The organism is Paraburkholderia fungorum (genome assembly GCF_046027605.1).
GTDB classification, from domain to species: Bacteria; Pseudomonadota; Gammaproteobacteria; order Burkholderiales; family Burkholderiaceae; genus Paraburkholderia; species Paraburkholderia fungorum_F.
Genome location: NZ_JAQQEF010000018.1, coordinates 26,115 through 39,144, shown reverse-complemented (window position 1 = coordinate 39,144; position 13,030 = coordinate 26,115). Strand labels below are relative to the sequence as shown.

11 protein-coding genes are annotated in these 13,030 nt (G+C 62.4%); 7 read left to right on the top strand and 4 right to left on the bottom strand.

The window, feature by feature from the left end:
* Nucleotides 1–225: 225 nt before the first annotated feature.
* The 6 genes from PQR53_RS26020 to PQR53_RS25995 all read left to right on the top strand — a co-directional run bounded on the left by PQR53_RS26020 (nucleotide 226) and on the right by PQR53_RS25995 (nucleotide 6,938).
* A complete protein-coding gene (locus tag PQR53_RS26020; protein WP_408460414.1) occupies nucleotides 226–1,785 on the top strand; it encodes an FAD-dependent oxidoreductase in 1,560 nt (519 codons plus the stop codon).
* A gap of 172 nt (nucleotides 1,786–1,957) precedes the next feature.
* The gene (locus PQR53_RS26015; protein WP_408460411.1) at nucleotides 1,958–2,140 is read left to right on the top strand and encodes a hypothetical protein; all 183 of its coding nucleotides are present in this window, start codon (nucleotides 1,958–1,960) and stop codon (nucleotides 2,138–2,140) included.
* Nucleotides 2,141–2,238: 98 nt separating this feature from the next.
* On the top strand, nucleotides 2,239–3,465 hold the full coding sequence (locus PQR53_RS26010) for an HlyD family secretion protein (protein ID WP_408460408.1): 1,227 nt from the start codon (nucleotides 2,239–2,241) through the stop codon (nucleotides 3,463–3,465).
* A gap of 3 nt (nucleotides 3,466–3,468) precedes the next feature.
* Nucleotides 3,469–3,615, top strand: coding sequence for a hypothetical protein (locus PQR53_RS26005; RefSeq protein WP_408460406.1), 147 nt, complete (start codon nucleotides 3,469–3,471; stop codon nucleotides 3,613–3,615).
* A 22-nt stretch (nucleotides 3,616–3,637) separates the two neighbouring features.
* The gene (locus PQR53_RS26000; protein WP_408460404.1) at nucleotides 3,638–5,227 is read left to right on the top strand and encodes a DHA2 family efflux MFS transporter permease subunit; all 1,590 of its coding nucleotides are present in this window, start codon (nucleotides 3,638–3,640) and stop codon (nucleotides 5,225–5,227) included.
* A 1-nt stretch (nucleotide 5,228) separates the two neighbouring features.
* On the top strand, nucleotides 5,229–6,938 hold the full coding sequence (locus PQR53_RS25995) for an efflux transporter outer membrane subunit (RefSeq protein ID WP_408460401.1): 1,710 nt from the start codon (nucleotides 5,229–5,231) through the stop codon (nucleotides 6,936–6,938).
* Nucleotides 6,939–6,969: 31 nt separating this feature from the next.
* On the opposite strand, the gene PQR53_RS25990 is transcribed toward PQR53_RS25995, so the two are convergent.
* From PQR53_RS25990 to glgX, 3 genes are all read right to left on the bottom strand, one after another.
* Complete coding sequence (locus PQR53_RS25990; RefSeq protein ID WP_408460398.1) at nucleotides 6,970–8,958, bottom strand: AI-2E family transporter; 1,989 nt, start codon at nucleotides 8,956–8,958, stop codon at nucleotides 6,970–6,972.
* Between the two features lie 4 nt (nucleotides 8,959–8,962).
* Entirely contained in the window at nucleotides 8,963–9,145 is a 183-nt protein-coding gene (locus tag PQR53_RS25985; RefSeq protein ID WP_408460395.1) for a DUF2934 domain-containing protein, read from the bottom strand.
* Between the two features lie 158 nt (nucleotides 9,146–9,303).
* Entirely contained in the window at nucleotides 9,304–11,520 is a 2,217-nt protein-coding gene (gene glgX / locus PQR53_RS25980; RefSeq protein ID WP_408460393.1) for a glycogen debranching protein GlgX, read from the bottom strand.
* A 194-nt stretch (nucleotides 11,521–11,714) separates the two neighbouring features.
* On the opposite strand from glgX, the gene PQR53_RS25975 reads away from it, so the two are divergent.
* A complete protein-coding gene (locus PQR53_RS25975) occupies nucleotides 11,715–12,122 on the top strand; it encodes a PRC-barrel domain-containing protein (protein WP_408460390.1) in 408 nt (135 codons plus the stop codon).
* 28 nt (nucleotides 12,123–12,150) lie between these two features.
* On the opposite strand, the gene PQR53_RS25970 is transcribed toward PQR53_RS25975, so the two are convergent.
* A complete protein-coding gene (locus PQR53_RS25970; protein ID WP_408460387.1) occupies nucleotides 12,151–13,017 on the bottom strand; it encodes an SDR family oxidoreductase in 867 nt (288 codons plus the stop codon).
* Nucleotides 13,018–13,030: the final 13 nt, after the last annotated feature.

Here is a 13,030-nt window from a genome sequence, read left to right as displayed (position 1 = left end):
TGAAAGGTAAATACAGGTTTGGGGTGGGCGTGCAGACGACTTTTTGCTACTCTCCGCGCACGCGCCACGTTGTTCGTGCGCTATTTCCTTTTCCCGGAATTTACCGCACTTCCGCCGTTCTCCATAGGCCGGCATGCGGCCAGAACGTCGCATGTAGAGCGGCACGTGAGCAGGCACACGGTTTGCTCCCCCGAAGGCGTTCTTATCCTCCGCGAGAAATCGACCATGTCAACGCCCGCCCGATGCGTCGCCCAGCTATCGCAACTGCGAGCGGACCGCGCCGAACGCATCGTGGTGGACGGTGAAAACATTCTGCTGGTGCGCGACGGCGACACCGTACGCGCTTATGCGGCGGACTGTCCCCATGCCGGCGGCCCGCTGGAGAAAGGCGCATTGTGCAACGGCCGGATCATCTGTCCGTGGCACAAGGCTACTTTCGATGTCGCCACCGGCGACGTGCTCGAACCGCCCGCGCTGGTCGCGCTCGACCGTTATCCGGTGACGGTGACGGGCGACGACGTGATGGTCACGCCGGAGAAACTGCCGCAGCCGGTGCGCAATGCGTCCTCGAAAAGCCCGCATTTCGTGGTGATCGGCGCGGGCGCAGCAGGTGCCGCGGCGTGCGCGGCGCTGCGTGAATGCGGTTTTACCGGCCGCCTCACGCTGGTCGGCGAGGAGCCGCATGCGCCCTACGACCGCACCGCGCTCAGCAAATTCGTGCCGTCGGGCGAGATGACGCCGGGCGATGTGCCACCCCTGCTTGCGCCCGATTGGCTCGCGCGGCACGACGTCGAACGCATCGTCGCGAAGGTCGCGCGGCTCGATGTGCCCAGGCACACGATCCATTTCGAAACCGGCGGCGAACTGGCGTACGACACGGCGCTGCTCGCCAGCGGCAGCGTGCCGAAGAGCCCCGCCATTCCCGGTCGGGAGCTTGGCGGCGTGTACGTGCTGCGCACGCTCGACGACGCCGCCACACTCGTTGATGCGCTCGGCGAGGACGCACAGAACGCGCAGGTCGTGATTCTCGGCAGTAGCTTCATCGGCCTGGAAACAGCTTCGTCGCTGCGCAAACGCGGCACGCAAGTCACCGTCATTTCGCCGGAAAAAATCCCCTTCGCCAGACAGTTCGGTGAGCGCGCGGGCACCATGTTTCGCGAACTTCACGAGCGCAACGGCGTGGTGTTCCACCTCGAGGCAAAGGTCGCCTCGCTCGAGGGCGAGGAAGGCAATGTGCATGAGGTGATGCTGGAAAGTGGCGAGCATGTCGCCGCCGATCTCGTGCTGCTGGGTACGGGCGTTGCACCGGCCACCGGGTTCGTCGAAGGATTGCCGTTGCAAAAGGATGGCGGCGTGATCGTCAACGCCGGCATGCAGGCCGCGCCTCACCTTTACGCAGCGGGCGATGTCGCCGTCTTTCCGCTGCATGAAGATCAGGAACCGGTGCGCATCGAACATTGGCGCGTCGCGCAGCAACATGCGCGCATCGCCGCCGAAAACATGTGCGGCGCGCGCCATCGCTACGTCGGCGTGCCGTATTTCTGGACCTATCACTTCGGCAAGCGCTTCGAATATCTCGGTCATGCGAGCGAGTGGGACGACGTTGTGATCGACGGCCAACTCGATCGGCAGGCCTTCGTCGCGCTGTATGTGAAGGACGAGAAGGTGGTCGCGGTGCTCGCCTGCGAACGTGAAGCGCAAACCGCGCGACTGATCGATGCGATGGGCACCGGCCCGAACGGTTTGTCTCGCGCGGATGCTTTGAAAATCGTGCTGAGCGATTGACGCGAGGCGAGCGACGCTGCGATGGAAACCAGAGGTGCTAACCAGCGCTAACCCGCGCGCAACCCGGTGATTGAAATCATGCGTGGCAGTCCACGCACGACACCCTGCACAGCAAGAAAACATTCGAGTCTGCCCGCGCGGTTTTCCGCGCTTACATGAAGGAGAAGTTGCCATGCCAGAACACAAGGAACAACATCCTCACTCCAACAAGAGTGAGAAGCAGATCGACAAGGAGGTCGAAGACAGCTTCCCGGCTAGCGATCCTCCTTCCACAGGCGGTACGACGAAGATCGTTCCCGACAAGGACGCCGCCTCGAAAAACAAGCCTTCGACCGGCAAGCCGGCAGGCCACTAGGCGCCTCCACTTGAACCAGGACGTCCGGCCCTGCTGCCGGGCGCCCTTTCTCCAGCAACGTATCCGCAACGCATCCGGAACGACGGGAACGCATCGCCATGTCAGATCAGACCGGCTCCGCTCATGAAACCCACGATCAGAACGAACGCGAAGACGACAACAACGAGAAGGACAAGGCTTCCGGTGCCGGCAGGAACAATGGCAACGACAGGAACGCAAAGGACAACAGGAATGACAAAGACGATCGGGACGGCGGCAAGGACGGCGACGGCGACGACAAAAAGCGCAAGACCCCCGGCAAGAAGCCGCTGATCATTCTCGCTGTCATCGTGGTCCTGCTGTCGATCGTTGCCTTCATCTGGTGGTTCGCGACCCGCAACGAGGTCACCACCGACGACGCTTACACCGACGGCAACGCCATCACCATGGCGCCGAAAGTCTCCGGCTATGTGGTCCAGCTCGCGGTCAACGACAACGTCTACGTCCACAAGGGCGACCTGCTGGTCATGATCGACAAACGCGACTATCAGGCGCAAGTGGACCAGGCCCAGGCGCAAGTCGGTCTCGCGAGAGCGCAGCTGAACGCCGCGCAGGTTCAGCTCGATATCGCGCGGATTCAATATCCGGCGCAATACCGGCAGGCGAAAGCGCAGACTTCATCCGCCGAGGCGAATTTCCGCCAGGCGCAAGCGGCCTATCTGCGCCAGCATGCGGTCGACCAACGCGCTACCTCGCAACAGAACATCGATACCGCGGACGCCCAGCGGCAATCGGCCAGCGCCAGCGTCGAACAGGCACGCGCGCAGCAGCAGACCGCTAGCCTCGTGCCGCAACAGATCCGGCAGGCTGAAGCAGCGGTTGACGAACGCAAGCAGCAGGTCCAGCAAGCCGAAGCACAACTCGAACAGGCCCAGTTGAATCTGTCTTACTGCGAAGTGCGCTCGCCGTCGGATGGCTGGATTACGCGGCGCAACGTACAACTCGGCACTTTTCTTCAAGCCGGCGTCTCGCTGTTCGCGATTGTCACGCCGCAAGTCTGGGTGACGGCGAATTTCAAGGAAACGCAACTCGACCGCATGCGGGTTGGCGACAAGGTGAAAGTCGAAGTCGACGCGTATCCATCGCTGGATTTACGCGGCCATGTGGATAGCGTTCAGCTCGGCAGCGGGTCGCGTTTCTCGGCGTTCCCGGCGGAAAACGCGACCGGCAACTTCGTCAAGATCGTGCAGCGCGTGCCGGTGAAGATCGTCATCGACGACGGTTTGCCGCGCGATCGGCCGTTGGGACTGGGCATGTCGGTGACGCCGAAGGTGTACCTGAAATGACGCGTGCGCATTCTTCCCAAACAAGGCCACTCGAATTGCCACCAGCCGGACGCTACCGATCCGCACTATCCGCAGGATATCCAGAACGCGGAGAAGAATGCAGCCGGCGGCGCGAGCGCGCCGAGGCCGGTCGGCCAGTCGCCGCAGTAACACTTCCCCGCGCGGTGCCGGTATGAGTTCTTCCGGCACCGCAAACGGCGATCACTCCAATTGGAAGCCGGCTGCGAATCCTTGGCTGATCGCGATTGTGGTCACGCTCGCGGCGTTCATGGAAGTGCTCGACACGACCATTGTGAACGTCGCGTTGCCGCACATCGCCGGCACCATGTCGGCCAGCTACGACGAAGCCACGTGGACGCTCACCTCCTATCTGGTCGCCAACGGCATCGTGCTGCCGATCTCCGGTTTCCTCGGCCGGCTGCTCGGTCGCAAGCGTTACTTTCTGGTGTGCATCGTCGCGTTCACCATCTGTTCGTTTCTGTGCGGCATCGCGACCGATCTCTGGCAACTGATCATTTTTCGCGTGCTGCAAGGCTTTTTCGGCGGTGGTCTGCAACCGAACCAGCAGTCGATCATTCTCGATACCTTCCCGCCTGACCAGCGCGGCCGCGCGTTCTCGATTTCAGCGGTGGCGATCGTCGTCGCGCCGGTGCTCGGACCGACGCTCGGCGGATGGATCACGGATAACTTCTCGTGGCGCTGGGTGTTTCTGCTTAACGTGCCGGTTGGCGTGCTGACTTCGCTCGCGGTGATGCAATTCGTCGAAGATCCGCCGTGGAAAAAGAAAGGCGACAGCAAAGTCTCGATCGACTATATCGGCATCACGCTGATTGCAGTGGGACTTGGCTGTCTGCAGGTGATGCTCGATCGCGGCGAGGACGACGACTGGTTCTCGTCGGCCTTCATTTGCACGTTCGCCGTGCTGGCCGTGGCGGGGATCGTCGGCGCGACGTTCTGGCTGCTCTACACGAAGAAGCCGGTGGTCGATATTCGCTGTCTGAAAGACCGTAACTTCGCGCTCGGCTGCCTGACGATCGGCGCATTCGCAACCATTCTCTACGGCAGCGCGGTGCTGGTGCCGCAACTCGCGCAACAGCAACTCGGCTATACGGCGATGCTCGCCGGCCTCGTGCTCTCGCCGGGTGCGGTACTCATTACGCTGGAAATCCCGATCATCAGCAAGCTGATGCCCTATATCCAGACGCGCTTCCTGGTGGCCGCCGGCTTTGCGCTGCTGTCATGCGCGCTCGCCTATTCGCATCTGCTGGTACCGGATATCGATTACGCGACGCTGGTAAAAATGCGCAGTGCGCAATCGCTCGCCATCGGTTTCCTGTTCGTGCCGATCACCACGCTCGCGTACCTGACGGTGCCACCGCGTTTGAATGACGACGCCTCCGCGCTTTTCACGATGTTCCGTAACGTGGCGGGGTCGATCGGCATTTCGCTGTCGACCGCGCTGATCCGCGAGCGCACCCAGGCTCGCATGGCTCACCTGTCAGAGCACATGTCCACGCTTTCGCAGAACTACAACGATGCCGTGCAGCGCAGCGCGCAAACCATCGCCGGGATGACCGGCGAGCCCTTCGCGCAGGCCGTGCAGACCGCAACCGGCCGCCTGTACACCACCTTCATTTCGCAGTCGACCATTCTCGCTTACGTCGACGTCTTCGCGATCCTTGCCGTGTTCTGCGCGCTATGCATTCCGATGACGTTTTTCTTTTCACCGGCCAAGGCGGCTGGCGGCGCTGGAGGACATTGACATGAAGCGCGCGCTTTTCAACCCGCGGCTGTCCGCGCTTTCGCTGGCGATGCTACTCGCTGCGTGCGCCGTCGGACCCGACTTCCACGCGCCGCAGGCCGACGTACCGGCACAATGGCACGACCCGCAGCGTGGAGCGGCGATGGCCACGCCGGCTTCAGCCGCGAATGGTGCATCGGCCGCGCCATCGGTCTCGGCACCGGCAACGGCTACGAGCGCAGCGTCGGTTCCCACGGCTGCTTCAGCCGCGCGCGTCGCGTCGGTCCCCACGCTCGACACCGATCCCGACCCTCGCTGGTGGCGCAATTTCAACGACCCCACGCTCGATGCACTGGTGGAGCGCGCCGCGCGCGGCAACCTCGATCTACAGGAAGCGGTATTGCGCATCGTCGAAGCACGCACCCAGGTGCAGAGCGCAGCAGCGCAAGGTCTGCCGAATGTACGCGCGACCGGCAGCTATCAGCGCGACCAGCTTGGCATCAAGGGCTTTCTCGAATCGGACGGCGTATACGACAAGGTAAATCAATTGGGCGCGCCCAATTCGCCCGTCAACGCGCTTGCGCCAGGCGCGGGCCCCGCATTGCAAAACGGCGCGAACAACCTGCTGAACCAGCTGACCTCGCCAGTCAATCTCTGGGAGGCGGGCTTCGACGCCTCGTGGGAACTGGACCTGTTCGGACGCGTGCGCCGCTCTGTCGAAGCCGCCGACGCGCAAAGCCAGGCCGCGGTAGAAAGCCGCAATGATGCGCTGCTATCGCTCGAGGCCGAGGTCGCGCAGACCTACATGCAATTGCGCGGCGCACAGGCGCTACGCGACATCACGGCGAGCCTCGTCGACCAGCAGCGCGAGACTGTCACGTTGACGCAGAGCCAGGCGAAGGTCGGCCTTGGGAGCGAACTCGACGTGACGAGCGCGACCGCGCAGCTGGCCCAGACGCAGGCGCAGTTGCCGCAATACGAGCAGCAGATCGCGCAGGCGCTGAACGGTCTTGCTTATCTGGTGGGCGAGCCGCCGGGTGCATTGGAAACGGAGTTGTCCGCGCCGGGCGTGGTGCCGCCGGTGCCGCCCACAGTGCCGGTGGGTTTACCGTCGACGTTGGCGCGGCGGCGCCCGGACATTCGTCGCGCGGAAGCGAATCTGCACGCGGCGACGGCGAGTGTCGGCGTGGCGGTGGCGCAGTTTTACCCCGACATATCGCTGACGGGACAGATGGGCACTCGGGCCACGAATGCGAGCGATTTGTCGCGCTGGTCACATCTGTTCTATTCCTTTGGCCCCAGCATTTCATTGCCGATTTTTCAGGGTGGCGCATTGGTGTCCAATTTGCGCATGTCGAAAGCGCAGGAAGCCGAAGCCGCGATCGACTACCGGAAGACCGTGCTGTTGGCGTTGCGCGATGTGGACAATGCGCTGGTGGTTTATCGCACGGACCAGGCACGGCGCGATTCAATCGGCGAGAGTGTCGCGGCGGAACAAACGTCTTTTGACCTGGCTCGGGACAGCTACCGTAAAGGCATTACCAGCTTTATCAATGTTCTCGATGCGGAGCGGCAGTTGGCGCAGGCGCGCCAGCAATATGCACAAGGCACCATGCAAGTGAGCACGGATCTGGTTTCGTTGTACAAGGCACTGGGAGGCGGATGGCAGGATGCGCCTGATGCAGCGGGTGTTTCCGGGGCCTCAGGTTCGGCTTCAGCGAACGGCGGTTGATGTTTTTCACCGCTCGAAGAAGCAACCAGGGTCATCCATTGACGATGGCCAGCCCCGGGTCCTGTTGCGTCACCTCGATCCGCCGGCAGGCCGCCAGCACTTCCTGCAAGGAGCTGGCATAGCAATCCGCGCCCATCGCGCTTTGCAGATCCGCACTCCACTTCTCCGTATCCTGCGCGGCCCACAACCCCACCACGATCGACACGTCCGGCAACTTCGCACGAATACGTCGAACCAGATAGCGCAGATGCGAAGGAATTCCATCGATCTGCAGGTAGAGAATGCAAATGGTTCCGACGTCGTCCGCGTCGAGGCTCTCGATCGACGCCCGCGAAGCGGCTTCATGGGGCAATGCCCGCGCCGCGAATCCATGCTTGCCGAGTAACTGCAACAAGATCGTGGTCGCGAGCGGATCGAGCGGACCGCGGCCGGGAATGCACAACACGCGATTCGCCGCCCCGTTCGCATCGCTGCCGCGCTCTTCGTCCGTATCGTCCGGCGTGGTCCGCAGCGCACGCGGGGTGCCTGCCGCCGCGGCTGCCGGGGTCATCGGACCCGCCGCGCTCCAGTCATCTTCCGTCACTTGAGGCGCCGGTTTGCTGTCCTCGTAACTGTCCAGACCATCCACCAGATCGTTCGTGGTCGCCTCGATCCGCGCAAGCTGGGCCGCCGTCACGCTGCCACGCGCCACGTCGTTGGCCGCGAGTTGCAAGCCCTTGATCGCCACTTCGTCGTAGTACGCCGACAGCGACCGCTCGCGCAAGAGTGCTTCGGCTTGCTCGATTGCTTCGTCGGGGTCTCCCGCCAGCGCTCGCTGGTAAAAGTTCTCTATCGGTGTCAGCGCCGGCTGATCGCCCAGCAGGACATCGAGAAACTCGAGGCGTCTCACGTGCCGTCCGAGCACCAGCAGACACAAAGTCAACGGCGTCGACAGAATCAGGCCGATTGGCCCCCAGATCCAGCTCCAGAAAATCGCCGCGACAACCACGGAAAACGGCGAAAGCCCGGTGCTTCGTCCGTATAGCAATGGCTCGACCACTTGCCCCACCACCAGTTCGATCGTGACGAACAGCGCCAGCGACCAGATCGCCATGGTCCAGCCTGGACTCACCGCCGCAGCGAGCGCAGTGGCAAGCGTCGCGGAAATCCAGATGCCGACGTACGGCACGAGCCGCAACAACGCGGCGAGAATCCCCCACAGGATCGGACTCGGCACGCCGATGAAGAACAAGCCCGCGCCGATCACCACCCCGACGCCCGCATTCAGGCCGAGTTGCGAAACGAAGTACCGGCTCAGGCGCCGCGCCGCTTCGTCCATCACGGTAGTCGTGCGGTGCAGGTCGCGTGACCCGAACAGACGGATCGCACGGTCGCGCAGATCGTCGCGTTGCAGCAGGATCACCACCATCACCACGAACACGATAAACGCCGTCTCCAGCGGACTGATCGCGGGCGACAGCACGCGCCGCGCGAGTTCGAACGGGGTGGGCACGGGTTCCCGCACTTCGACAGGCACGGCCGCCGGCGCGTGAACACTCGCGGGCAATGAGGCGTCGCGCGGCGGTTGCGGTTGGGGCGGTTCGGTGGTCGCGCGTTGCAAAGCCTGGCCGGCCGCGCCCGCGAGACGGTTCAGCTTGCCGATCGTCAGGCTGTGCGCGGCGTCCATCTTGCGCTCGATGGTCGCCTGATAGCGGGGTATGCCGGCGGCAAGGTCGGTCAGTTGGGTCGCGATCACCGCGCCCAGCAGGCCGATCACCGAGACTGAAATCACCACGGCCGCGAACACGGACGCGACGTGTCCGAGCTTCAGACGTCCGAGCGCGTTCGCCAGCGGCGCGACGAGGAAGCTCAACAGGATGGCGAGCGTGATCGGAATCAGCACGGCACGCGCAAAGTACAGGCAGGCGACGATAGTGACGCCGACCGCAATCGCGATCAAGCCTTCAATGCCGAATGCGGCAGGCGGTGCGTGAATGCGCGCGGCGGGCCGCGCGCCACGCGGATCGGAGAAATCCTTCATTCCTTCACTTCTTCTTCGCCGCTCCATTCACCGGGCCGCTTTCTAGCGGCGGCGCTTCCTTCTCGACCTCGTCGCAGGCCTGGTCCCAATACTCGTCGGGCGTTCCCTTCGGATCGGTAGCCTGCTCCCAGAGGTAGTAAGCGCGTGTACGAATCTGTTCTTCCTTGGACGTTTGTTCCTGTTCCATTGGGTCACCCTCAGTTGGACCGGGCGCAGATCGGCTCCGGTTGCGGTGCGCGTCTGTCGCGGGATACGGCGAACGCGTGGCTACCCGGAATCGAGCAAGCGCTATGCCTGGCGCAACACCTCCCGGCTTGCGCTGCCGCCTGCATCAAGCCGCGCATCTCACGATGCGGCGGCAGGGTCGCTTTCGTCAGTCGTAAGCTGCTCCTCCAGACGGTCGAAAACGCGTTGCGTTGCGTGGCTCGGTGCTTCAAGTGCGAACAGCAGCAACGAACGGCCGGTCACCTGATACGCGTCGCCCGCGCTGAATTGCGGCAACTCGGAACGCACCGGCATATTGGTATCCAGCAGACACGTCCACTGATCGCCCTCCGGAATATCGGGCAGCGTGAAATTGACCACGTCGTGATGCGCGTTCAACACCAGCAGCAAGGTCGCATCGGACGCGGGACGTCGAATGCCGCTCGCCTGAGCGCGTCCGTCGATCACGAGGCCGAAGCAGCGCATCGACGGATCGTCCCACTGTTCCTGCGAAAGATCGGTGCCGTCCGGAGAGAGCCAACGCGCGTCGGTCACCTCTAGCGCCTCGTTGTATTCGCCGCTGAGAAAGCGGCCACGACGCAGTACCGGCAAACGATGACGCAGCGTGGTCAGATTCTTGACGAACTCGATCAGCGCGCGCCCTTCGTCGTCGATGCCTTCCCAATCGACCCAGCTGATCTCGTTGTCCTGGCAATACGCATTATTGTTGCCCTTCTGCGTGCGGCCGAATTCGTCGCCCGCGAGAATCATCGGCGTGCCTTGCGAGAGCAATAGCGTGGCGAGCAGATTGCGCTTCTGGCGCTCGCGCTGCTGACGGATTTCCGGATCGTCAGTCGGGCCTTCGGCACCCATATTCCATGACTTGTTGTCCGAATGGCCGTCCTTGCCGTCTTCGCCGTTGGCCTCGTTGTGCTTGTCGTTGTACGAGACCAGATCGTTGAGCGTGAAGCCGTCGTGAGCGGCCACGAAGTTCACACTGGCCCATGGGCGGCGCCCCCGATGATTGAACTTGTCGCTCGAGCCGGTCAGGCGCTTGGCGAGATCGGGGACTTCGCCTTCGTCGCCCTTCCAGTAGCCGCGCACGGTGTCGCGAAAGCGATCGTTCCATTCGGCCCAGCCGGGCGGAAAGCCGCCTACCTGATAGCCGCCGGGGCCACAGTCCCACGGCTCGGCGATCAGCCGCACGGCGGAGAGCACCGGGTCCTGCCGGCAACTGTCGAGGAAGCCGCCGCCTTCGTCGAAACCGTGCGGCTCGCGGCCGAGAATCGTGGCGAGGTCGAAACGGAAACCGTCGACTTTCATTTCGGTCACCCAATAGCGCAGGCTGTCGGTGACCATCTGCAGCACGCGCGGATGGGACAGATTGAGCGTGTTGCCGGTGCCGGTGTCGTTGATGTAGTAGCGCGGTTCGTCGGGCATCAGCCGGTAGTACGAGGCGTTGTCGATGCCTTTGAAGGAAATCGTCGGGCCGCGCTCGTTGCCTTCCGCTGTGTGGTTGTAGACCACGTCGAGAATGACTTCGAGGTTGGCGTTATGGAAACGGTCCACCATTTCCTTGAATTCGCCCACCGAGTCGATCGACGACGCGAAAAAGCGCGGATCGGCCGCGAAAAAGCCGATCGTGTTGTAGCCCCAGTAATTCGTGAGGCCTTTGTCGAGCAGATAGCTATCGTTGACGAAGGTCTGAATCGGCATCAACTCGACCGACGTGACGCCGAGGCTCTTGATGTAATCGAGCACCACGGGTTGTCCGAGTCCGGCGAACGTGCCGCGCAAGTTCTCGGGTACTTCCGGATGACGTTTGGTAAAACCGCGCACATGGGTTTCATAGAAAATCACGCGCTCCCAAGGCAGCGCATTGCGTTCCGGGTGGCTCCAGGAAAAGTTGGCATCGACCACCTTGCATTTCGGCACAAAGGGCGCGCTGTCGCGCTCATCGAACGACAGATCGCCCTCTTCGGAATCGAGCGTATAGCCGAAGATTTCCGGTGCCCATTTGAGCTCGCCGATATGGGCCTTCGCGTAGGGATCGAGCAGCAACTTGTTCGGATTGAAGCGATGCCCTTTTTCCGGTTCATAAGGACCATGGACCCGATAGCCGTACACGGCACCCGGTTTGAGATTCGGCACGAACACGTGCCAGACCTCGTCGGTGTACTCCGGCAACTCGATGCGTTCAATTTCCGTTTCGCCGGTTTCATCGAACAGACACAGTTCGACCTTCGTTGCATGCGCGGAGAACAGCGCGAAGTTGACACCGCTTCCGTTCCACGTCGCACCAAGCGGGAAAGGCGTGCCTTCCGCGATGCGCGTCGAGTAAGTGGCCTGGGATGACATAGGAATTCCTGTGGAAGCTAAAGGCGCTAACGCGCGTGTTTTAGGTGTGCAAGCTTGCTGGCTCAGCAAATTCCAGACCCGGACCTTGAGCGCAGGGTTGACGAGCGCCAAGGCACAACTCTTGCAGCCCGAAAGGTGAAAGACGACCCGTGGCCCCATGCCATGCGTGCCCAATAGATAGAGGGAGAACCATCATGATGCAAACCATCACAACCAAACCGCTCATCGCAGCCGCACTGCTTTTCGGCACGCTGGCGGGCAGCAACGTCACGTATGCCCAAGGCGCGCCTCAAGCCATCACCGAGAAACGCACGGACGTCGTCCAGCTAGCGAGCGGCTATCGCGCCTCGAAGCTGAGCGGCGCTGATGTCTACAACAAGAACAAGGACACCATCGGCACATTGGACGATCTGATCGTTTCGCCGAGTGCGGATCGCAGCACGTACGCGATCCTGTCGGTCGGCGGTTTCCTTGGCATGGGCAAGCATCTGGTCGCCGTGCCGTTCACCGACTTGCAGATCAATAACCGGCGCGTCGTTCTGCCCGAGGCGACAAAAAAGTCGCTGGAAGCCCTACCTGAATTCAAGTACGCGCCGGAATGAAACGTAGATTGAGGGCCATTCGAGAACCCTAAATAATGGGTGCTCCTCCGGTGACCGCGATTGTCGCGCCAGAGATATAACTGGCTTCATCGGATGCGAGCATCACATAGGCCGCCGCCAGCTCGGCAGGCTGGCCAGGCCGTTTCATCGGCACCTGCTCGCCGAACTTTTCCACTTTCTCCGGCGGCATAGTCGACGGAATCAGCGGTGTCCAGATCGGCCCCGGCGCCACACAGTTCGCACGAATGCCTTTCTCCGCCAGTAATTGCGCAAGGCCGCCCGTAAAGTTCTGGATCGCGCCCTTGGTCGTCGCATAAGCGATCAAGCCTGGATTCGGATGATCCGCGTTGATCGACGACGTGTTCACAATCGAAGCGCCCGGCTTCATGTGTTTGACCGCCGCGCGCGTGATCCTGAACATCGCGCCGATGTTGGTATCGAAGGTTTTATCCCATTCTTCATCGCTGATTGCTTCGAGCGATGGGTAGCTCATCTGATAGGCGGCGTTGTTGACCAGTACGTCGAGCCGGCCGAACGCCTCTACCGCCCGCTTGACGATCTCGTTGCAATGCTCCGGGCTCGTGATATCGCCACGCAGCAGCACGGCTTGACGACCCGCCTCTTCCACCCAGCGCGCGGTTTCGCGCGCGTCGTCATCTTCGTCGAGATAAGCGATGAGCACGTCCGCCCCTTCGCGTGCAAATGCAATGGCGACCGCGCGGCCAATCCCGCTATCGCCACCGGTCACGATGGCGGCTTTGCCCGCAAGACGTCCGGAGCCCTTATACGATTTCTCGCCATGGTCAGGTTGCGGGTTCATCTCCGCCGTGCGACCAGGGGTGTGGTTTTGCTGTTGGTTGGGAAACGGCGGGGCGGGATAGTGCGTGTGAGTCATGACGAGCCTCCAG

What these genes read in the sequence shown, in the direction of transcription:
- PQR53_RS26020 (WP_408460414.1), top strand. Translation starts at nt 226, where the DNA reads ATGTCAACGCCCGCCCGATGCGTCGCCCAGCTATCGCAACTGCGAGCG.
- PQR53_RS26015 (WP_408460411.1), top strand. Translation starts at nt 1,958, where the DNA reads ATGCCAGAACACAAGGAACAACATCCTCACTCCAACAAGAGTGAGAAG.
- PQR53_RS26010 (WP_408460408.1), top strand. Translation starts at nt 2,239, where the DNA reads ATGTCAGATCAGACCGGCTCCGCTCATGAAACCCACGATCAGAACGAA.
- PQR53_RS26000 (WP_408460404.1), top strand. Translation starts at nt 3,638, where the DNA reads ATGAGTTCTTCCGGCACCGCAAACGGCGATCACTCCAATTGGAAGCCG.
- PQR53_RS25995 (WP_408460401.1), top strand. Translation starts at nt 5,229, where the DNA reads ATGAAGCGCGCGCTTTTCAACCCGCGGCTGTCCGCGCTTTCGCTGGCG.
- PQR53_RS25990 (WP_408460398.1), bottom strand. Translation starts at nt 8,958, where the DNA reads ATGAAGGATTTCTCCGATCCGCGTGGCGCGCGGCCCGCCGCGCGCATT.
- PQR53_RS25985 (WP_408460395.1), bottom strand. Translation starts at nt 9,145, where the DNA reads ATGGAACAGGAACAAACGTCCAAGGAAGAACAGATTCGTACACGCGCT.
- glgX (WP_408460393.1), bottom strand. Translation starts at nt 11,520, where the DNA reads ATGTCATCCCAGGCCACTTACTCGACGCGCATCGCGGAAGGCACGCCT.
- PQR53_RS25975 (WP_408460390.1), top strand. Translation starts at nt 11,715, where the DNA reads ATGATGCAAACCATCACAACCAAACCGCTCATCGCAGCCGCACTGCTT.
- PQR53_RS25970 (WP_408460387.1), bottom strand. Translation starts at nt 13,017, where the DNA reads ATGACTCACACGCACTATCCCGCCCCGCCGTTTCCCAACCAACAGCAA.